17 protein-coding genes, 1 tRNA gene and 1 pseudogene are annotated in these 19,806 nt (G+C 73.8%); 13 read left to right on the top strand and 6 right to left on the bottom strand.

Annotated elements, in window-relative coordinates:
• The 4 genes from AC2CHG_RS20845 to AC2CHG_RS20830 all read left to right on the top strand — a co-directional run.
• Positions 1-2,407: FtsK/SpoIIIE domain-containing protein (locus AC2CHG_RS20845; RefSeq protein WP_484525389.1), on the top strand; the 2,407-nt coding region annotated here is incomplete at its 5' end.
• A 118-nt stretch (positions 2,408-2,525) separates the two neighbouring features.
• Positions 2,526-3,305, top strand: a complete 780-nt coding sequence (locus tag AC2CHG_RS20840; protein ID WP_484525388.1) for a hypothetical protein — start codon at positions 2,526-2,528, stop codon at positions 3,303-3,305.
• A gap of 58 nt (positions 3,306-3,363) precedes the next feature.
• A complete protein-coding gene (locus tag AC2CHG_RS20835; RefSeq protein ID WP_073830945.1) occupies positions 3,364-3,627 on the top strand; it encodes a DUF6244 family protein in 264 nt (87 codons plus the stop codon).
• A gap of 167 nt (positions 3,628-3,794) precedes the next feature.
• Positions 3,795-4,598, top strand: a complete 804-nt coding sequence (locus tag AC2CHG_RS20830) for a lipase family alpha/beta hydrolase (RefSeq protein WP_484525387.1) — start codon at positions 3,795-3,797, stop codon at positions 4,596-4,598.
• Between the two features lie 41 nt (positions 4,599-4,639).
• On the opposite strand, the gene AC2CHG_RS20825 is transcribed toward AC2CHG_RS20830, so the two are convergent.
• Positions 4,640-6,232, bottom strand: a complete 1,593-nt coding sequence (locus AC2CHG_RS20825) for a GMC family oxidoreductase (protein ID WP_484525386.1) — start codon at positions 6,230-6,232, stop codon at positions 4,640-4,642.
• Positions 6,233-6,323: 91 nt separating this feature from the next.
• Positions 6,324-7,190: an aldo/keto reductase gene (locus tag AC2CHG_RS20820; protein WP_484525385.1), complete on the bottom strand. Its 867-nt coding sequence runs from the start codon at positions 7,188-7,190 to the stop codon at positions 6,324-6,326.
• A gap of 163 nt (positions 7,191-7,353) precedes the next feature.
• Here AC2CHG_RS20820 and AC2CHG_RS20815 point away from each other — a divergent pair, with 163 nt between their 5' ends.
• The 6 genes from AC2CHG_RS20815 (at position 7,354) to AC2CHG_RS20790 (ending at position 14,677) form a co-directional block, all read left to right on the top strand.
• Positions 7,354-7,719 (top strand): YciI family protein, encoded by a 366-nt coding sequence (locus AC2CHG_RS20815; RefSeq protein WP_013287532.1) that lies wholly within the window; start codon positions 7,354-7,356, stop codon positions 7,717-7,719.
• Between the two features lie 279 nt (positions 7,720-7,998).
• The gene (gene pyk, locus AC2CHG_RS20810; RefSeq protein WP_402808747.1) at positions 7,999-9,447 is read left to right on the top strand and encodes a pyruvate kinase; all 1,449 of its coding nucleotides are present in this window, start codon (positions 7,999-8,001) and stop codon (positions 9,445-9,447) included.
• Entirely contained in the window at positions 9,444-10,322 is an 879-nt protein-coding gene (locus AC2CHG_RS20805) for an acyl-CoA thioesterase (RefSeq protein ID WP_262014653.1), read from the top strand. The genes pyk and AC2CHG_RS20805 overlap by 4 nt, the downstream gene beginning before the upstream one ends.
• Positions 10,323-10,393: 71 nt before the next feature.
• On the top strand, positions 10,394-10,864 hold the full coding sequence (locus AC2CHG_RS20800; protein ID WP_135241228.1) for an RrF2 family transcriptional regulator: 471 nt from the start codon (positions 10,394-10,396) through the stop codon (positions 10,862-10,864).
• Positions 10,865-10,975: 111 nt separating this feature from the next.
• On the top strand, positions 10,976-12,019 hold the full coding sequence (locus AC2CHG_RS20795) for a sulfite exporter TauE/SafE family protein (RefSeq protein WP_484525384.1): 1,044 nt from the start codon (positions 10,976-10,978) through the stop codon (positions 12,017-12,019).
• Between the two features lie 357 nt (positions 12,020-12,376).
• Complete coding sequence (locus AC2CHG_RS20790; protein ID WP_484525383.1) at positions 12,377-14,677, top strand: rhamnogalacturonan lyase family protein; 2,301 nt, start codon at positions 12,377-12,379, stop codon at positions 14,675-14,677.
• A gap of 167 nt (positions 14,678-14,844) precedes the next feature.
• Here AC2CHG_RS20790 and AC2CHG_RS20785 read toward each other — a convergent pair whose 3' ends face one another.
• The gene (locus AC2CHG_RS20785) at positions 14,845-15,840 is read right to left on the bottom strand and encodes an LLM class flavin-dependent oxidoreductase (RefSeq protein ID WP_484525382.1); all 996 of its coding nucleotides are present in this window, start codon (positions 15,838-15,840) and stop codon (positions 14,845-14,847) included.
• Between the two features lie 61 nt (positions 15,841-15,901).
• Positions 15,902-16,381, bottom strand: a complete 480-nt coding sequence (locus AC2CHG_RS20780; protein ID WP_262014655.1) for an Lrp/AsnC family transcriptional regulator — start codon at positions 16,379-16,381, stop codon at positions 15,902-15,904.
• An 83-nt stretch (positions 16,382-16,464) separates the two neighbouring features.
• Between AC2CHG_RS20780 and AC2CHG_RS20775 the strand changes: the two genes are divergently transcribed.
• Positions 16,465-17,640, top strand: a complete 1,176-nt coding sequence (locus AC2CHG_RS20775) for a trans-sulfuration enzyme family protein (RefSeq protein WP_484525381.1) — start codon at positions 16,465-16,467, stop codon at positions 17,638-17,640.
• A gap of 36 nt (positions 17,641-17,676) precedes the next feature.
• On the opposite strand, the gene AC2CHG_RS20770 is transcribed toward AC2CHG_RS20775, so the two are convergent.
• Positions 17,677-18,360: a transcriptional regulator gene (locus tag AC2CHG_RS20770; protein WP_355509080.1), complete on the bottom strand. Its 684-nt coding sequence runs from the start codon at positions 18,358-18,360 to the stop codon at positions 17,677-17,679.
• Between the two features lie 98 nt (positions 18,361-18,458).
• Positions 18,459-18,541: transfer RNA gene (locus tag AC2CHG_RS20765), tRNA-Leu, on the bottom strand.
• 81 nt (positions 18,542-18,622) lie between these two features.
• Here AC2CHG_RS20765 and AC2CHG_RS20760 point away from each other — a divergent pair.
• Together AC2CHG_RS20760 and AC2CHG_RS20755 are read left to right on the top strand one after the other, a co-directional pair.
• The gene (locus tag AC2CHG_RS20760) at positions 18,623-19,243 is read left to right on the top strand and encodes an ANTAR domain-containing response regulator (RefSeq protein WP_194801284.1); all 621 of its coding nucleotides are present in this window, start codon (positions 18,623-18,625) and stop codon (positions 19,241-19,243) included.
• Positions 19,244-19,280: 37 nt separating this feature from the next.
• Positions 19,281-19,806 (top strand): annotated as a pseudogene (locus AC2CHG_RS20755) (hypothetical protein); the annotation flags it as partial.

Genomic DNA, 19,806 nt, shown 5'->3' with positions numbered 1-19,806 from the left:
GGGCAGCCCCGAGCTGGTCGCGCGGCTGGCCCGCCTCGGCGGGGAGCTGGCCGCCGCGGTGCCCGGCACCGCCCGCGTCGCGACCCACCCCGTTCCGGTACGCCTCGGCGCCGCGACCACTGTCGACGGCGCGTTCCCGGTGCTCGTGCCGGTGGGTGCGGGCGCGCACCTGGCGGTCGACGCGGACGCCCGTGACCCGCGCGTCGGCGAGCTGCTGCGGGCGGTGGTGGTACGGCTGCTGACCGCCGCTCCGGCCGGTGCGATCCGGGTCGCCGGCATCGACCAGGCCGCCTTCGGCGCGGCGTTCCTTCCGCTGCGCCCACTCCAGGACGCCGGGGTACTCGCCGCGGCGGCGACCACCGAGGCGGAGACGACGGCCCTGCTCGACCTGGCCGAGCGGCATGCCCGTACCGCCCAGCGGTCCGCGCCGGAGGACCGCGAGCTGCTGGTGGTGGTCGCCGCGTCCGCGCCGCCGCCCCGGGAACTGGCCCGGCTCGCCGCGCTCACCCACGCCGGCCCGGCCGCTGCGGTCTGCGTGCTGCTGGCCGGTCACCCACCGGCCGGGCCGAGCGCCGCGCCGCCGCTGGGCGCCACCACCCAGCTGCGCGTCACCGAGCGGTACACGCTCGTCGGCGACCCGCCCGGGCGCCCGTTCAGCACCGACGGCAGCGGGCTGGCCGCGCCGGTGGTGCTCGACGGCGACCCGTCGCACGCCACCGTCACCGCGCTGGCCCGCCGGTACGCCGAGGCCGCCGATCAGGACGGCGTCACGTTCACCGACCTGCTGCCCGCGCAGCGCTGGGCCGGGTCCGCCGCCTCCGGGCTGCGTACCGTGCTCGGCCGGGCCGGACGCCGCCCGCTGAGCGTGGCGTTCGACGACGCCACCCCGCACTGGCTGATCGGCGGGCGGACCGGCGCGGGCAAGACGGTGCTGCTGCTCGACGTGCTCTACGGGCTGGCCGCCCGCTACTCCCCGGCCGAGCTGCGGCTGATGCTGCTCGACTTCAAGGAGGGCGTCAGCTTCACCGAGTTCGTGCCCACCGACCGTGACCCGTCCTGGCTGCCGCACGCCGATGCGGTCGGCATCGAGTCCGACCGCGAGTACGGCGTGGCCGTGCTGCGCGAACTGCGCGCCGAACTGGGCCGCCGCGCCGACCTGCTCAAGCGGCACGGCGTCAGCCGCCTGGCGGACCTGCCGCCCAACGCCCGGCCGCCCCGGATCGTCACGGTGGTCGACGAGTTCCACGTGCTGTTCGCCGGCAACGACGCGCTGGCCCGGCAGGCCGTCGACCTGATCGAGGAACTGGCCCGCAAGGGCCGCTCGTACGGCCTGCACCTGGTGCTGGCGAGCCAGAGCACCACCGGCATCGAGGCGCTCTACGGCCGGGCCGAGGCGATCTTCGGGCAGTTCCCGCTGCGGATCGCGCTACCAGGCGGCGACGCCGTGCTGGACCCGCGCAACGACGCCGCGCGCGGGCTCACCGTCGGCACGGCAGTGGTGAACACCGGCGCGGGTGCGCCCGGCTCGGACGCCGAGGTGCGGTTCCCCGACGCGCACGCCGCCTCGGCCGACCTCGCCGCGCTGCGCCACGAACTGCACGCGGCCCGCCCGGCCGGGTCACGCCCGCCTGCCGTCTTCCGGGGACACGAGACGCCCCGGCTCACCGACGACCCCGCCTGGGCGGCGCTGACACCCGGCGCCGACCCGCCGTACGCGCTCGTCGGCCGGGTAGTAGACGTCCCCGGCAGCCCGGCCGGCTTCGCGCTCGACGGCAGCCCGGGCCGGCACCTGGCGGTGGTCGGCACCGCCGGGGCGGGCGCGGACGTGCTCCGGTCGGCCACCCTGTCCCTGGCCCGCCAGCACGCTCCCGGCACCGCCCGGTTCCTGTTCGTGCCGCTGGCGCCGGGCACCACGGACGCCGCCGACGACCTGGCCATGACGCTCGCCGCCGCCGGGCACCCGGTCCGGCGCCTCGACGCCGGCGCGCTGCGCGCCCAGCTCGCCGAGGCCGCGACCGGCGACGCCCCGGCGGCCGGGCGCACCTACCTGGTGGTGTTCGGGATGGACGCCGCCGCCACGACGCTGGCCGCCTCCGACCCGGCGACGTTCCGCTCCGGGTACGACGACCTGCGCGCCGTGCTGCGCCAGGGCCCGCCGCGCGGGGTGCACGTGCTCGGCTGGTGGCGCGGGCTGCGCCGGCTCGCCGACGACCTCGGCGGCAGCGGGCACCGCGACGACGTGACCGGCCTGGTCGCGCTCAACGTCCCCGCCGCCGACCTGGGCCTGCACCTCGGCGTGCACGACCTGGCGTACGTCCCGCGCGAGGGGCGCGCCCTGCTGGTCGACCGGCACGAGCACCGCACCGCGCTGATCGTGCCGTTCGCCGCCGGGGGAGATATCACGTGAGCGCGAGGAGTGAGCCGGGTTTGCGAGCCCCGCAGTCGCGAACGGAAGACGGCCTTGTGAGCGCGAGGAGTGAGCCGGGTTTGCGAGCCCCGCAGTCGCGAACGGAAGACGGCCCAGCATGAGCGGATTCGACGAGTACGCGGCGCTGCTGCGGGAGCTGTCCACCCGGCAGCGCGGCGGCGAGCGGGAGATCGCGGCCGAGGCGGAGCGCCGCCGTGGCCTCCAGTCCGCCGTCGACACGCTCGGGCAGCGGCTCGCCGCCCAGGGGCAGCATCTGGACCGGCTCGGGCAGGCGATCGGCACGCCGATGACGTCGGTACCGGCGGAGGCGCCGGAGCCGGCGATGGCTGCCGGTGGGGGAGCGCCGGCTCCCGCACCCGGACTGGGGGACGGGGTGACCGGCGGCGCAGCCGACGCGCCGGGGCGGCCGGATGTCGGGGCGTACCCCTCGGGGGGTGTTCCGGCGCCGCGGGCCGGCGACCCGGCGGCGGAGCTGGCGGCGGCGGGGCGGCTCGCCGAGGAAGCCGACGCGTTCGGGCAGCAGGCCGACGCGCTGGCCCGCACGCCGGTGCTGCTGCCCACCTGGTCGGCGCCGGCCCGGGCGGTGGTGGTGTACGCGGGCTGCGCGCTGGTCGGCTCGCTGCTGATGCTGATCGCGATAGTGGGTTCGTCGCTGCCGGTGACCGGGCTGGACCTGGTCGCGGCGCTGAGCTGCGCGGGCGTCCCGCTGATGTCCTTCGTGGCCGGTCAGGTGGTGCTCGCCCGCTGGGGCCGCCCGGCGGTGGAGGGCGACGCGCCGCCGGCCGGACGGTACGTGCCGCTGGGTTTCGTGATCTGCGCGCTGGTCTCCCCGTCCTTCTTCTGCCTCTACCTCCTCCTCTTCCGCCTCCTGCGCTGACAGTGAGGCGGGGTGGGGCGGTAGGCTGCGCGCGGGTCGGTGAGCTGGGGGAGGGCGTGTGAGCGCGGCGGAGATCATCGCCAGGCTGGCGGCGGCGGCACAGAAGCTGGACGAGGCCAAGGCACGCACCGCCGCCGCCGCGCAGGACGCGGCCGAGGCGCGGGCGCTGGTGGCGGGCGCGCTGGAAGGGGCCACGGCGGGCCCGCTGATCGGCGCCATCGACTCCTACCGGCAGGCGCTGGCGCAGGCCGCGCAGGGCGGGGAGCCGGCCCGGCAGCACGTGCAGGAGACCATCGCGAAGGTCCAGGCGCTGGGCAACTGAGCCCGGCCCGGCATGCCGGTTTGCGCTGAGGGCGCGACAAGGGTTACCGCCGCGTAACTTTTCATTGACGTGTGTGAAATCGGACACGCATCATCGTGTCCACGATCGATCGGATCCCACCCGTCCCCCCGGGTACGCCCGGGTGCCTCCCCCCGGAGGTGCAGCCCATGCTGCTCCGAACGATCCTGGCCGCCACCACCGCCGCCACCGTCCTGCTCGTCCCGGCCGCCGCCCAGGCCGCCACCGCCGAACCCGCCGCTCCGTCGAGCACGGCCACCGTCGCCACCGCCGCGCAACGGGCCGCCGCCGCGGCCGCCGACCCGGTGATCGTGGTCGGCGGCCTGAGTGGAATCTCCATCGCGTACGAGCCGATCGCCGCCCGGCTGCGCGCCGACGGCTACCGGGTCTCGATCTTCCAGTTGCCGAACCTCGGCCTCGGCGACATCCGCGAGTCCGCCCGTTCCCTGGCGTCCTACGTGGACCGGGTGCGCGCCACCACCGGCGCCGCGCGCGTCGACCTGGTCGGCCACTCCGAGGGCGGCCTGGTCAGCCGCTGGTACGTCAAGTACCTCGGCGGCACCGCCACCGTCGACCAGTACGTCAGCCTGGGCAGCCCGCAGTACGGCACCTCCGTCGCCAACCTGGTCGCCTTCCTCGGGCTGGGCAGCTGCGCCGGGGTGATCGCCTGCCAGCAGATGACCATCGGGTCGAGCTTCCTCGCCGACCTCAACGCCGGGGACGACACCCCCGGCCCGGTGCGCTGGGCGACGGTGCGCACCTGGCAGGACGAACTGGTCCGGCCGGTCGACAACGCCGTGCTCGCCGACGGCGCGACGAACATCCTGGTGCAGGCGTGGTGCCCGCTGCGGGTCGTCGGCCACCTCGGGCTGGTGCTGGACGGCACCACGTACACGGCGGTGCGCCAGGTGCTCTCCGGCGCCGCGGTCCAGCCGAACTGCTTCGCGGTCTGAGCCACGTGCCCGGGCCCGCCGTCGTGCGGTCCCGGGCACGTTCAGTCGTCGGCTCGCCCGCGGATCACGTCGGCGGCCCGCCAGGCCAGCGCGGTCACCGGGGCGCTGGTCCAGCCGGCCACCATCACCGGCAGCACCGACGCGTCGACCACCCGCAGCCCGTCCACGCCGCGTACCCGCAACCGCGGATCGACCACGTGGTCGTCGCCGGTGCCCATCGCGCAGGTGCCGATCGCGTGGTAGCCGCAGTAGCCGCGCGCCACCGCCGCCTCGACGATCTCCGCGTCGGTGGTGGCCGCCGTCCCGGGCACCGTCTCGGCCCGGATGCGCTTCGCGATCGGGCCGGTGCCGAAGAACTCCCGCATCCGGCGGAACAGGTCCACCGCCACCCGCCGGTCGTGCTCGGTGGTGAGGTAGTTCGCCACGATGGCCGGCGGCGTACGCGGGTCCGCGCCGGTGATGGTCAGGCTGCCCTCGCTGTCCGGGCGGGTCACCGTGCCCAGGCACATCACGCCCGGCTCCCGTTCCAGTTCGAGGGCCTTGCCGGGCCGCGGTGGGGCGGCCGAGAACGGCGCCATCAGCAGGTGCGCGTCCGGGCGGTCCAGGTCGGGGCGGGACTTGAGGTGGGCCGCCACGTCCAGCACCGGCAGGGCGAGCGGGCCGCCCCCGGTGAGCAGCCAGCGCAGCGTGGCCCGGGCCTGCCCGAGCGGGCTGCCGATGGTCATGTTGTGGCCGCCGGGTTCGGCGAGGCGGTACTGGAGCACCATCGACCGGTGCTCGCGCAGCCCCGCGCCGACCCGTGGCCGGTCGAGCAGCACCGGCACCCCTGCCGCGCGCAGCGTGTCCGCCGGACCGATGCCGGAGACCTGCAACAGGTGCGGGGTGGCCAGAGCGCCCGCGGCGAGGATCACCTCACCGGCCGCCCGGTACGTGGTCTCCCCGCCGCCGCGCGCCACCCGTACACCGGTGGCCCGGCCGCCCTCGACGAGCACCCGCAGGACGACGGCGCCGACCTCGACGGTCAGGTTGGGCCGGCGCCGAACCGGGTGCAGGAACGCGTCGGCGGCGCTGACCCGGCGTCCGGCGCGGATCGTGGCGGTCGGGTAGCCGATCCGCTCGTCGTCGTGGGCGTCCAGGTCGTCGGCGTGGCGCCAGCCCAGCTCGGCGCCGGTCGCCACCATCTCCTCGGCGAGCGGGTCGGTGCCGGTGGCGATGGACAGCCGCACCGGGCCGCCCGTGCCCCGATGCGGCGCGGGCCCGAGCGGATGGTCCTCCAGCTGCGGGAACACCCGGCCCATGACCGACCAGCCCCAGCCCAGCGGTTCGAGGGCGTCCCAGTCCCGGGCCGCGCCGCGGCTCCAGATCATGCCGTTCACCGACGTCGAGCCGCCGATCATCCGTCCGCGCTGCCAGATCTCCCGGCGGCCCGGCCCGGTGGTGGCCGGGTAGTGCCAGGCGGTGCGCTCGTCGTCCATCAGCCGGGAGAACGCCTTGGGCACCCGCACGTACGGGCTCCGGTCCCAGCCGCCCGCCTCCAGCAGCAACACCCGCGTCCCCGGATCCTCGGTGAGCCGGTTGGCCAGCACGCACCCCGCCGCGCCGGCCCCCACGATGACGTAGTCGAATTCCTCCACAGGGGACCCCCACTCATGAGAATCCCTCTGACAGTAGTTGTCCGATCACATTCCGCGAAAGGGGCCGGTCGGCGGAGGTGCGGCGGCCGGCTCAGGCGGCCTTCGCCAGCGCCTCGAACTCGTCGTCGGTCAGCTCCACCTCGGCCGCCGCCACGTTCTCCTCCAGGTGCGCCACCGACGACGTACCCGGGATCGGCAGCATCACCGGCGACCGGCGCAGCAGCCAGGCCAGCGCGAGCTGCGCCGGGCTGGCGCCGTGCGCGGTCGAGATCGCGTCCAGCGGGCCGCCGGGCCGGGCCAGGTTGCCGGTGGCGATCGGGAACCACGGGATGAACGCCAGGTCGTGGCGCTCGCAGTGCTCCAGCACGTCCTCCGCGCTGCGGTCGGCCAGGTTGTAGAGGTTCTGCACGGACACGATCGGCGCGATCGCCCGGGCCGCCTCGATCTCCTCGACCCTGACCTGGGACAGCCCGATGTGCCGGATCTTGCCCTCCTGGCGCAGCAGCGCCAGCTCGCCGAGCTGGTCGGCCAGCGGCACCTTCGCGTCGATGCGGTGCAGCTGGTAGAGCGGGATGCAGTCCAGGCCCAGGTGGCGCAGGCTCAGCTCGCACTGCTGGCGCAGATACTCCGGGCGGCCCACCGGCCGCCAGTCGTCCGGGCCGGAGCGGGTCAGGCCGGCCTTCGTCGCGATGACCAGGTCGTCGGCGTACGGGTGCAGCGCCTCGCGGATCAGCAGCTCGCTGACGAACGGCCCGTACGAGTCGGCGGTGTCGATGAACGTGACGCCCAGCTCGTACGCGCGGCGCAGCACCCGTACCGCCTCGGCCGGATCCTTCGGGTCGCCCCACACGCCGGGGCCGGTGAGCTGCATCGCCCCGTAGCCGAGGCGGTCGACCGGCAGGTCGCCACCGATCCGGTAGCTGCCCGACGCCTTGGCGGGCTGGGTGCTGGTGGCCATTCGCGGTCCTCCTGTGCTCGTTCGTACCTCGCGGGGCGGTGTTGCGCCCCGACCCTGGACATTCCCCGAATCGTGGCGGCGAAGCACTGGCAGTTGCGGCGAGCGGCCCCGGCGCACCGGGCCGCCGTGGGAGGCTGGGCGGGACGGTGCTCAGGAGGTGCGCATGGCCGCGACGCCACGGCTCGACTTCGCGCTGGACACGTACGAGTGCATCGTGCTCTACCCGGGGCCCTCGGGACGGGCCCTGCCGGACGAGACCGTGCAGCGGTTGCAGGCCGAGCACCTCCAGCACATGCGGGCGCTGCAACGGCGCGGCATCGTGCTCGTGGACGGGTCGGTCGACGGCCCGGCCCGGGAACCCGACCCGCCGATCGGTTTCGGCCTGGCCCGGACCGGCTCGGTGGACGACGTCCGCAGCGTCATGGAGGCCGACCCGGCGGTGCAGGCCGGGCTCTACCGGGTCGAGGTGCTCACCTTCCTCTGCCCGGCCGGCTCACTGGAGTTCCCGCTGGTCAAGACGGAGAGCTGAGGCGCGACGCCCGCCCCTCCGACGGCACCGATCGCTGCCGCGTACCCAGTGCCCGCCCACGGCCGGACGGCCGGGCGCGGCGGCCCCACAGTGCCCCCGGCCGGTCCGTGACGGGGAGCGGTACGATTTCTCACCGCGCGGTCGCTGATGCCCGCCACACGACGTTCCGGTGCGGTACGCCTACCGCCCGCCCACGCGGTTGACGCGCGTCGTTGGACAAATGTTCCGCAGTCCGCAAGGGGTCGGCCGGGAGGCCGATCCGGAGGAGAGACTAGCCTGATGGGCGTGACACGCCGCGCGAAGATCGTCTGCACTCTCGGCCCCGCAACCGCGTCCCCGGAGCGTATCCGCGGCCTCGTAGAAGCGGGCATGAACGTGGCGAGGCTCAACTTCAGCCACGGCAGTCACGCCGACCACGAGTCGGTCTACCGGCTGGTCCGGGAAGCGGCCGAGGCGGCCGGCAAGCCGGTCGCCGTGCTCGCCGACCTCCAGGGGCCCAAGATCCGTCTCGGCCGGTTCGCCGACGGCCCGCACGAGTGGCGCACCGGCGACTCCGTCGTGATCACCGGTGACGACGTCCTCGGCACCAAGGAGCGGGTCTCCTGCACCTACCGCAAGCTGCCCCAGGAGGTGAAGCCGGGCGACCGGCTGCTGATCGACGACGGCCGCGTCGCGGTCGAGGTCAGCGACGTCACCGGCAACGACATCCGGTGCCTGGTCACCGAGGGCGGCCCGGTCTCCAACAACAAGGGTGTCTCGCTGCCGAACGTCGCGGTGAGCGTCCCGGCCCTGTCCGACAAGGATGCCGCGGACCTGCGCTTCGCCCTCGGCCTCGGCGTCGACCTGGTCGCGCTGTCGTTCGTGCGGTCACCGGAGGACATCAAGCTCGTCCACTCGATCATGGACGAGGAGGGTGTGCGCCGCCCGGTCCTGGCCAAGGTCGAGAAGCCGGAGGCGGTCGACCACCTGGAGGCGATCGTGCTCTCCTTCGACGGGGTCATGGTCGCCCGCGGTGACCTCGGCGTCGAGCTGCCGCTGGACCAGGTGCCGCTGGTGCAGAAGCGCGCCGTGCAGCTGTGCCGGGAGAACGCCAAGCCGGTCATCGTGGCCACCCAGATGCTCGACTCGATGATCGAGAACTCCCGCCCGACCCGCGCGGAGGCCTCCGACGTGGCGAACGCGGTGCTCGACGGCGCGGACGCGGTGATGCTCTCCGGCGAGACCAGCGTCGGCAAGTACCCGGTGCTCACCGTCAGCACCATGGCGAAGATCATCACCACCACCGAGGCCGGCTCGATCGCCGTCCCCCGGTTGCAGCACGATCCGCGTACGCACGGCGGGGCGCTCACCGTCGCCGCCTCGTCGATCGCCCGGGCCATCGGCGCCAAGGCCATGGTCGCGTTCTCGCAGACCGGTGACACCGTCAAGCGGCTGGCCCGGCTGCACTGCGACCTGCCGCTGCTGGCGTTCACGCCGGTGCCGGAGGTGCGCAACCAGCTCGCGCTGTCCTGGGGCGTGGAGACGTTCCTGATGCCGTTCGTCCAGCACACCGACGACATGTTCCGCCAGGTCGACCAGGCGCTGCTCGGCCTCAACCGGGCCAACCCGGGCGACTACGTGGTCATCGTGGCGGGCAGCCCGCCCGGCACCCCCGGCTCCACCAACACGCTGCGCGTGCACCAGCTCGGTTCGCTGGTCGACGCCGCCTCGGCGCGAGCCCTTCAATGAGTGGTGTGGCCACCGGGCAGGCCGCGGTCGACCAGCTGCTGGAGGTGCTCGACCTCGCCCGTACCGGAGAGATGACCTTCCGGGGGATGAGCCCGCAGGTGGGCCCGCAGCGGGTCTACGGCGGGCAGGTCGCCGGCCAGGCCCTGGTCGCGGCCGGCCGCACCGTCGATGCGGAGCGGGCCGTGCACTCCCTGCACGGCTACTTCGTGCGCCCCGGCGACCCGGCCGAGCCGATCGAGTACCAGGTGGAGAACGTCCGCGACGGCCGCTCCTTCTCGGTACGCCGCTCGGTGGCGTTGCAGCACGACAAGCCGATCTTCTTCATGTCGGCGTCGTTCCAGCGGCAGGAGGAGGGGCTGGACCACCACGCCCCGCTCCCGCCGGACGTACCCGGCCCGGACGACGTGCCGACCATGACCGACCGGCTCTCCCGCTACCCGGAGCGCCTGGGCATCTGGGGGATGATCCCGCGCCCGATCGACGTGCGCTACGTCGGCGAGCCCGGCTGGGTCCGCCCCGGCGACCGCCCGGCCGAACCGCACCAGCGGGTGTGGATGCGCCTGGACGGCAAACTGCCGGACGATCCGCTGCTGCACGCGTGCGCCCTCACGTACGCCTCCGACCTGACGCTGCTGGACTCGGTGCTGTCGGTGCACGGCGAGGTGTGGGGCCCGGGCGGTGTGGTCGGCGCGAGCCTCGACCACGCGCTGTGGTTCCACAGGTCGTTCCGCGCCGACGACTGGTTCCTGTACGACTGCTGGAGCCCGTCCGCGTCCGGCGCCCGTGGCCTGGCCACGGGCCGGATGTTCACCACCGACGGCCGGCACATCGCCAGCGCCGTCCAGGAGGGTCTGCTGCGGCGGGTCGGCGGCTGACCGCCCGGCCGGTGATCGTCCGGGCGCGGGTCGGGCGGCAGGTCCGCACCGCAGCGGACTAACCTGGCCGTATGCGTCTTTCCGCCCGGGTCGACTATGCCCTCCGCGCGGCCGCTGAGCTGGCCTCGGTCGCGGACGGGGGAAGCACCGGACGGAGCCGCCCGGTGACCGCCGAGCAGATCGCCCGCGCGCAGGACATCCCGCCGAAGTTCCTCGAGAGCATCCTGCTGCAACTGCGCCGGGGCGGCATCGTGCACGCCCAGCGTGGCCCCGAGGGCGGCTACTGGCTGGCCCGGCCGGCCGGCGAGATCTCCCTGGCCGAGGTGATCCGCGTCATCGACGGTCCACTCGCGCACGTGCGCGGGCAGCGCCCGGAACAGCTCGGCTACCAGGGCGCGGCCCGCGCCTTGCAGGACGTCTGGATCGCGCTGCGGGCCAGCGAGCGGGAGATCCTGGAGCTGGTCACCATCGCCGACGTGGCCGCCGGCGCGCTGCCCGGCCGGGTCAACGAACTGGCCGCCGACCCGCGCGCCTGGAGCTGACCACACCGTCCGGCGTCTCCTACCAACCGGATGGGGGACTTGACCCGGGGTGCCCTCGTGGCGCATTGTCGACCAAGTTGATAGGAGATACCGAAAAGTCAGGGGGCGCTCGTGCGCAAGCTGCTGGTCCTCGCCCTCGTCGGGCTCGCCGCGCAACTCGTCGACGGCGCGCTCGGCATGGCGTACGGGCTGACCTCCTCCACGCTTCTCCTGTTCGCCGGCGTGGCGCCGGCCGCCGCGTCCGCCTCCGTGCACCTGGCCGAGATCGGCACCACGCTCGCCGCGGGCGTCTCGCACTGGCGTTTCGGCAACGTCGACTGGAAGGTGGTCGGCCGCATCGCGCTGCCCGGCGCGATCGGCGCGTTCGCCGGGGCGACGTTCCTCAGCTCCATCTCCACCGAGGCGGCGGCGCCGTGGATGGCAGCCATCCTGTTCACGCTCGGCGCGTACCTGCTGGTGCGGTTCTCCCGGCCGCTGCGCGCCAACCGCGCCGCCGGCCGGCTCCGTAGCCGCTTCCTCGCCCCGCTCGGCCTGGTCGCCGGCTTCGTCGACGCCACCGGCGGCGGTGGCTGGGGCCCGGTCGCCACCCCGGCGCTGCTGGTCTCCGGCCGGATGGAACCCCGCAAGGTCATCGGCTCGGTGGACACCTCCGAGTTCGTGGTGGCCGGCGCGGCCAGCATCGGCTTCCTCATCGGCCTGGGCTCCGAGGGCTTCCTGCTGCCCACAGTGGCCGCCCTCCTGGTCGGTGGCCTGATCGCCGCGCCGATCGCGGCCTGGCTGGTCCGCATCGTCCCCGCTCAGCTGCTCGGCGCCGTGATCGGCGGCGTGATCGTGCTGACGAACGCCCGCACGCTGTTGAGCGCCGGCGGCGTGGGCGGCTCGGTGCCGGTGGTGGTGTACGTGCTGCTCGGCACCGCCTGGCTGGTCGCCGTCGGGCTGGCGGTGCGCGCCCTGCGCCGTACCCGCCGGGCCCGCGCCACCGTCGAGGCGGCCCTCGCCACCGGCTCTGCGCCGGCGGGAGAGCCCGCCGCGCCTGCGGAGCCGGGTGAGTTCGGCAAGTCTGGTGAGTCCGCCGAACCGGCGAAGCCCGCGGCGTCGGGGGAGTCCGCCGAGGCCGCGGAGTCGCGGAAGCTCGCCGCCGCCGTCGAAGGCTGAGCCTTCAGCTCTTCTCGGCGCGCGCCCCCGTACCCGAGAGGGGTGTTCCACGGCGTGTCGGCTGTCTCTTCTCGCCGCCCGCCGCCCGCGACTCTGCCGTGCCGCCGACCCGCCATGCCGCCGTCCGGCCGCGCCGCGCCGGCCGCCACTGCGCCGGGACGGGGTGGAGGGTGCGTGCGACGTGCGCGGTGAGCCGGGCGCTTGTGGGGGTGTCCGGCGGTGACCTAGGCTGACGGAGCGCGGAGCCGAATCACCGACGTCGATGTGTTGACGTCGCTCGTCGCGTCAGGGCACGTTCCGCCGGTCCGGGCAGGCCGGCGCTCGCCCCGTGCCTGACCTCCGCGAAAGGCATCCCCCGTGCACCTCACCATCCCCCGCCGCCGGATCGCGCTGCTCGCCGCGGCTTCGGCGGTCACCCTGTCGGCCGGCGCGCTCACCACGATGACCGCTGCGGCGGCGGCCGCCGCCTGCCGGGTCGACTACCGGATCACCAACCAGTGGAGCGGCGGCTTCGGCGCCGACGTGACAGTGACGAACCTCGGCGACCCGGTCAACGGCTGGACCCTCGGCTGGAGCTTCGCCGCCGGCCAGCAGGTCGTCCAGGCGTGGAACGCGACGGTCAGCCAGTCCGGCGCGCAGGTGAGCGCCCGCGACGCCGGCTACAACGCGGCCATCGGCACCGGCGGCACCGCGAACTTCGGCTTCAACGGCTCGTGGAACGACGCGTCGAACCCGGTTCCGGCCGCCTTCACGCTCAACGGCACCGCCTGCACCGGCGCGCCGTCCACCAGCGCGCCGCCGACGACCCCGCCACCGACGACCCCGCCACCGTCCACCACACCTCCGCCCACGACCCCGCCGCCGACCACACCTCCGCCCACCACGCCGCCGCCGACCACGCCGCCGGCCGGCGCGAAGCAGATGGAGGACCTCGACCGAGGGCTGATCAGCGTCCGCTCCGGCAGTGGGAACCTGGTCTCTTGGCGGCTGCTCGGCACCGAGACCTCGGGCGTGGCGTTCAACCTCTACCGGGGCGGCACCAAGGTCAACGGCAGCCCGATCACCGGCGCCACCACGTACCTGGACAGCGGCGCGGCGGCCGGATCGGCGTACACCGTGCGGGCCGTGGTGAACGGCGCCGAGCAGGCGGCGTCGGCCCCGGCGCTCCAGTTCGCCAACGGCTGGCTGGACGTGCCGATCCAGCCCCCGCCCGGCGGCACCACCCCGTCGGGGGAGGGGTACAGCTACGCGGCGAACGACGCGAGCGTCGGTGACCTCGACGGCGACGGCCGCTACGAGTTCGTGCTCAAGTGGGACCCGTCGAACGCCAAGGACAACTCGCAGTCCGGCTACACCGGCAACGTCTACGTCGACGCGTACACGCTCACCGGCACCCGGCTGTGGCGCGTCGACCTGGGCCGCAACATCCGCGCCGGCGCCCACTACACCCAGTTCCAGGTGTACGACTACGACGGCGACGGGGACGCCGAGGTGGCCATGAAGACCGCCGACGGCACCCGCTCCGGCACCGGCCAGGTGATCGGGAACGGCTCGGCCGACCACCGCAACTCCAGCGGCTACGTGCTCGCCGGCCCGGAGTACCTGACCATGTTCGACGGCCGCACCGGCGCCGCGCTGTCCACTGTCGACTACGACCCGCCGCGCGGCACCGTCTCCTCCTGGGGCGACTCGTACGGCAACCGGGTCGACCGTTTCCTCGCCGGCACCGCGTACCTGGACGGGCAGCGCCCTTCGCTGATCATGGCGCGCGGCTACTACACCCGGGCCGTCGTCGCGGCCTGGGACTTCCGCGACGGCACGCTGCGCAAGCGCTGGACGTTCGACTCGAACGCCTCCGGCAACGGCGCCGCCGCCGGCCAGGGCAACCACCAGCTCTCCGTGGCCGACGTGGACAACGACGGCCGCCAGGAGATCGTGTACGGCGCCGCCACCATCGACGACAACGGCCGGCTGCTGTACTCCACCGGCAACGGCCACGGCGATGCCCTGCACGTCGGCGACCTCGACCCGTCCCGCGCCGGCCTGGAGGTGTTCAAGGTCGACGAGGACGCCAGCAAGCCCAGTTCCTGGATGGCCGACGCGCGTACCGGGCAGATCATCTGGCAGACCGCGCCGAGCGGCGACAACGGCCGCGGCGTCTCCGGTGACGTATGGGCCGGCAGCCCGGGCGCGGAGTCCTGGTCGTCGGCGGTCGACGGGCTGCTCAACACCCGGGGCCAGAACGTCGGGCGCAAGCCGTCGTCGGCGAACTTCCTGATCTGGTGGGACGGCGACCCGGTCCGGGAACTGCTCGACGCCACGAAGATCGACAAGTACGGCACCGGCGGCGAGACCCGGCTGCTCACCGGCAGCGGCGTCGCCTCGAACAACGGCACCAAGTCCACCCCGGCGCTCTCGGCGGACCTGCTCGGTGACTGGCGGGAGGAGGTCGTGTGGCGCACCTCCGACAGCACCGCGCTCCGGATCTACAGCACGCCGGTGACCACCGGTCTGCGCCTGCCGACGCTGATGCACGACCCGCAGTACCGGGTGGCAGTGGCCTGGCAGAACACCGCCTACAACCAGCCGCTGCACCCGGGCTTCCACCTGGGCGACGGCATGAGCACCCCACCCGCGCCGAACATCTACCTGCGCTGAAACGGCAGGCACCGGGTCGCCGGCCGCGGAATCCGCTCCGCCGGCGACCCGGTGCACCACACCGCAGCATTCCCGACCCGTCCCGACCGGGAATGCCGTACCACCACCGAGGACAAAGTTAGGCGTCCCACGCGACGGTGCGGTGACGTGGCTATGAAGAGCGTGTTTCAGCCCTCCCGGCGCAGCCCGCCCGCCACCTTCTCGGCGATCAGCTCGAACGAGCGGACCCGGTCCGCCACGTCGTACACCATCGTGGTAAGCATCAGCTCGTCCGCGCCGGTGCGCTCCAGCAACTGACCGAGCTGCCGGGCCACCGTCTCCGGCGAGCCGGTCGCCTGGCCGTCGCGGCGCTGGGCGACGAACTCCCGCTCGAACTCCGAGTACGGGTACGCCGCCGCCTCCTCCGGCGTGACCAGCGGCTCCGGCCGCCCCGACCGCAGCTTCAGGAACGACAGCCCGGCCGGCCCGGCCAGCCACTCGGCCCGCTCGTCGGTCTCCGCGCAGACCGCGTTCACCGCCACCATCGCGTACGGCCGGTCCAGCCACTGCGACGGCCGGAAGTTCTGCCGGTAGAGCTGCAGCGCCGGGATCGTGTTCTGCGAACTGAAGTGGTGCGCGAACGAGAACGGCAGCCCGAGCAGACCGGCCAGCTGCGCGCTGAACCCGCTGGACCCGAGCAGCCACACCTGCGGCGACTGGCCGCGGCCCGGCGTCGCGGTGATCGGACCCGGCTCGGCGCCGGAGAAGTAGTTCATCAGGTCGGCCAGCTCACGCGGGAAGTGCTCGGCCGACAGGCCCTCCATGGTGCGGCGCAGCGCCAGCGCGGTCACCTGGTCGGTGCCCGGCGCCCGGCCGATGCCCAGGTCGATCCGGCCCGGGTGCAGCGCCTCCAGGGTGCCGAACTGCTCGGCCACCACCAGCGGCGCGTGGTTGGGCAGCATCACCCCGCCCGAACCGAGCCGGATCGTGCTGGTGTTCGCCGCCAGGTGCGCGAGCAGCACCGCCGGCGCGGAACTCGCGATCGCGGGCATGTTGTGGTGCTCGGCCACCCAGAACCGGCGGTAGCCCAGCTCCTCGGTGCGGCGGGCCAGCTCCGTGGTGTACCGCAGCGCCTCACCGGCACTGCCGGTCGCCGCCACCGGGGCAAGATCAAGAACAGACATGGGTACGTCGATCACAGGGAGGTGCAACAGGCGACGTGCCGGAATTGTTCCGCCGGGTGCGCTACCCCATACCCCGCGCCTGCTCGAAGATCAGGCTGGTCTGCGTGTGCTGCACCGCCGGATCGACTGCGAGATGATCGAGGACGAAGTCCCGCAGCGCGTCACCGGAGGCGGCCCGCACGTGCAGCACGTAGTCCTCCGCGCCCGCCACGTGGAACACCGACACCACCCCTGGTAGCCGCACCGACCGGGCCCGGAACGCGTCCACGGCGGCCCGCTCGTGCGCCGTCAGCCGCACCGACACCAGCGCCTGCAACGGCAGACCCACCGCCGCCGGGTCCACCTCGGCGTGGAACCCGCGGATCGCCCCGCACTCCCGCAGCGCCCGGGTACGCGTCAGACACGTCGACGGCGCCACCCCCACCCGCTCGGCCAGCGCGTTGTTCGGCAGCCGGCCGTCCGCAGTCAGCTCGGTGAGGATCGCGCGGTCGATGTCGTCCAGGCCGGCGAACGGCCGTACATCATTCGGTGCGGCAGGCATGTGACCATCCTTCACCGAATCACCGCCGAGCGAAAGCGTGATTAACAGAATCTTCTTCGCTGCTATTGCCTCCCACTATCGTCATGTTCGACAGTTCCGGCATGACTTCCGTGGACACCGCAGCCGTACACGCCGGGCGCGCCGACCTCGCCGGGCTCGGCGTCCACGTCCCGCCGATCGACCTGTCCACCACCAACCCGCTGCCCTCGGTGGCCGGCGGTGGAGACGACTACGAGACGCTCGCCACCGGCGGCACCCTCCCAGCCGGCGGCAGCGCCGTCTACCAGCGCCTCTGGAACCCCACAGTGGCCCGGTTCGAGACCGCGCTCGCCCAGCTCGAAGGCACCGCCGAAGCCGTCGCGTTCGCCAGCGGCATGGCCGCGCTCACCGCCACCCTGCTCGCCGCCACCCGCGACGGCAAGCGGCACGTCGTCGCCGTGCGCCCCCTCTACGGCGGCACCGACCACGTCCTCGCCACGGGCCTGCTCGGCACCGAGGTCACCTGGGCCACCACCGCCGACGTGGCCGCCGCGATCCGCCCCGACACCGCCATCGTGGTGGTCGAGACGCCGGCGAACCCCAGCCTCGACCTGGTCGACATCGCCGCGCTCGCCGAGGCCGCCGGTGACGTCCCGCTGCTCGTCGACAACACCGTCGCCACCCCGGTGCTCCAGCAGCCCGCCCGCCACGGCGCCGCGCTCGTGCTGCACAGCGCCACCAAGAGCATCGGCGGCCACGGCGACGTCCTCGCCGGCGTCGTCGCCTGCGGACCCGAGTGGGCCGCCCGGCTGCGCCAGGTCCGTGCCGTCACCGGCGCCGTCCTGCACCCGCTCGGCGCGTACCTGCTGCACCGCGGCATCCAGACCCTCCCGCTGCGCGTCCGCGCCCAGCAGGCCGGCGCGGCGAAGCTCGCCGCCTGGCTCGCCGGGCACCCCGCCGTCGAGCGCGTCCACCACCCGTCGCTGCACGACCCGGCCGGGCTGGTCGGCCGCCAGATGTCCGGCACCGGCAGCCTGCTCGCCTTCGAGGTACGCGGCGGCGCGCCCGCCGCGGCCGAGGTCGCCGGCGCCTGCGAGCTGATCACCCACGCCGTGTCGCTCGGCGGCGTCGACACGTTGATCCAGCACCCGGCCTCGCTCACCCACCGGCCGGTCGAGGGCGACGCGAAGCCCTGCGGCGGGCTGCTGCGCGTCTCGGTGGGCCTGGAGGACCCGGAGGACCTGCGGGCGGATCTCGCACGGGCGCTGTCGCGGATCTGACGCCGCCCGGCCGCTGTCCCGCGCGCCGTCGCCGGGTCACGACTTCGGGCCCACATGCCGGTCGAGGGCGGCGACCGCCTCCCGGCGGGCGACTGACAGGGACCACGGCAGATTCATCCGCCACGCGATGCCGAGCAGGTCGAGGGACCACTGGCACAGCGCCATGATGTCGGTGGAGCGGTTGGAGAACATGTAGCGGGGATAGACGTATTCCTTCCCGCGAACGACGACCCGGTTGGTGAAGCGGCAGCCGTCGGAGTGGAAGAGGCCCCGCAGGAAGTCGCCCGGGTGGGCCTCGACGATGCTCCGCTGCCAGGCGGCCAGGACGATCGGGCGCTCGTGTTTCTTGCCCGGTCCGTGCTGGGGGAACAGGCACGGCCAGTGGAGTGCTGTGCTCTGTATGGCGACACAGCCGCGCTTCTGGATGCGCTGCACCTTGTTGGCCAACACCGCCCGCATCGCTGCGTCGCACTTCTCGATCAGGCTCGGCCAGGCGTCGGCACAGTAGATGCGGAGCACCGGCGTCCGGTCCGTGGTGACCAGGTGTCCGTCACCAAGATAGAGCCCGAGCAGGTAGGCGTAGGAGGCATGGTCGGGTGGGACGTCCGGATTGGGGCGGCACCGGAAGCAGCGGACGGCGCTTCCGAAGATCGCTGGCTCTGGTCGGTCGACGCACCAGTGCCAGACCGTGGTGTAGGGCAGGGACAGGCTGCGGGCCACCGAACGGATGTTGTGACCCTGGGCGCGAAGGGCGCGGGCTCGTGCCCGCATTTCGGGAGGATGCACAGCAGCATCCTCGAACACATGTATGACAAGAGTGCCGGGAGCGGGATTCGAACCCGCAAGCCCTTTCGGGCAGAAGTGTTTGAGACTTCCGTGTATGCCGTTCCACCATCCCGGCGGGGTGCGGTAACTGTACCCGACTAGGCTCATGCGGGAGCATGTGTGGTGACCGTGCCGGGATCGATGGTGGGAGTGGCTCGTGGGCGAGATGCAGGCGGACGCCGAGCGCAAGCGCGTTCTGATCGCCGAGGACGAGGCGCTCATCCGGCTGGACCTGGCCGAGATGCTTGTCGAAGAGGGCTACGAGGTGGTCGGCGAGGCCGGTGACGGCGAGACCGCCGTCAAGCTCGCCGAGGAGCTCAAGCCGGATCTGGTCATCCTCGACATCAAGATGCCGATCATGGACGGGCTGGCCGCCGCCGAGCGGATCGCCGGCGCGCGCATCGCCCCGGTGATCATCCTGACCGCGTTCAGCCAGCGTGACCTGGTGGAGCGGGCGCGGGCGGCGGGCGCGATGGCGTACCTGGTCAAGCCGTTCCAGAAGAGCGACCTGGTGCCGGCGGTGGAGATCGCGCTGTCCCGCTACTCGGAGATCGCCGCGCTGGAGTCGGAGGTGGCCGGCCTCACCGACCGGCTGGAGATCCGCAAGACCGTGGAGCGCGCCAAGGGCGCGCTGATGACCACGTACGGCATGACCGAGCCGCAGGCGTTCAAGTGGATCCAGCGCACCGCGATGGACCACCGGATGACCATGAAGGAGGTCGCCGAGCGGATTCTCGCCGAGACCGCCGGCGGCGAGGTGGAGCAGCCCACGCCCTGACCTGCCCGGGAGGCGTCCGATCGATAGGATCGGATGCATGTCATCCCCGCGCGTCCGGCCGGCCCTCGTCGCCGCTGCCGCCGCGCTGCTCCTGGCGGCCTGTCACGCCACCCCGCGACCGCTGCCCGAGCCCGCTCCGGTACGCCCGCAGTGGCAGCCCGTCGAGCTGGCCCTTCCCGCCGGCGCCAGTGGACGTCCGGTGCTGCGTGACGCCGCGCGGTGCGCCGGCCGGTGGTACGTGGTGGGCGGGCTGGTCGATCCGGCGGGGGAGACCCGACCGGCGGCGTGGTCCTCATCGGACGGCGTGACCTGGTCGCCGGTTCCGGTGCGCGCGCAGACGTTCTACGGCCGTCAGCACGTGCTCTACGCGGTGGCGTGCCGCGACGACGGGATGGCGGCGCTGGGCGCGAAGACCGGTGGCGTGCACGGCAATCCGCGTACCGGGACGTGGGTGTGGCGTCCGGGCGGGCCGTTGCGGGAGGTGCCGGCGGCGTTCGAGCTGTTCGGCGGCCCGCGCGCGGTGAGCGCGTCGCGGCTGGCGGCCGGGCCGGGCGGCTGGCTGG

The organism is Micromonospora sp. ATLC20, assembly GCF_057196585.1.
The sequence above is the reverse complement of the archived record's forward strand: the minus strand, read 5'-3'. Positions and strand labels throughout refer to the sequence as shown.

Coding starts and splice junctions, on each gene's coding strand:
- AC2CHG_RS20815 (WP_013287532.1), top strand. CDS start 7,354: ATGGCCGCGACGCCACGGCTCGACTTCGCGCTGGACACGTACGAGTGC.
- AC2CHG_RS20830 (WP_484525387.1), top strand. CDS start 3,795: ATGCTGCTCCGAACGATCCTGGCCGCCACCACCGCCGCCACCGTCCTG.
- AC2CHG_RS20800 (WP_135241228.1), top strand. CDS start 10,394: ATGCGTCTTTCCGCCCGGGTCGACTATGCCCTCCGCGCGGCCGCTGAG.
- AC2CHG_RS20775 (WP_484525381.1), top strand. CDS start 16,465: ATGTTCGACAGTTCCGGCATGACTTCCGTGGACACCGCAGCCGTACAC.
- AC2CHG_RS20785 (WP_484525382.1), bottom strand. CDS start 15,840: ATGTCTGTTCTTGATCTTGCCCCGGTGGCGGCGACCGGCAGTGCCGGT.
- AC2CHG_RS20840 (WP_484525388.1), top strand. CDS start 2,526: ATGAGCGGATTCGACGAGTACGCGGCGCTGCTGCGGGAGCTGTCCACC.
- AC2CHG_RS20805 (WP_262014653.1), top strand. CDS start 9,444: ATGAGTGGTGTGGCCACCGGGCAGGCCGCGGTCGACCAGCTGCTGGAG.
- pyk (WP_402808747.1), top strand. CDS start 7,999: ATGGGCGTGACACGCCGCGCGAAGATCGTCTGCACTCTCGGCCCCGCA.
- AC2CHG_RS20820 (WP_484525385.1), bottom strand. CDS start 7,190: ATGGCCACCAGCACCCAGCCCGCCAAGGCGTCGGGCAGCTACCGGATC.
- AC2CHG_RS20780 (WP_262014655.1), bottom strand. CDS start 16,381: ATGCCTGCCGCACCGAATGATGTACGGCCGTTCGCCGGCCTGGACGAC.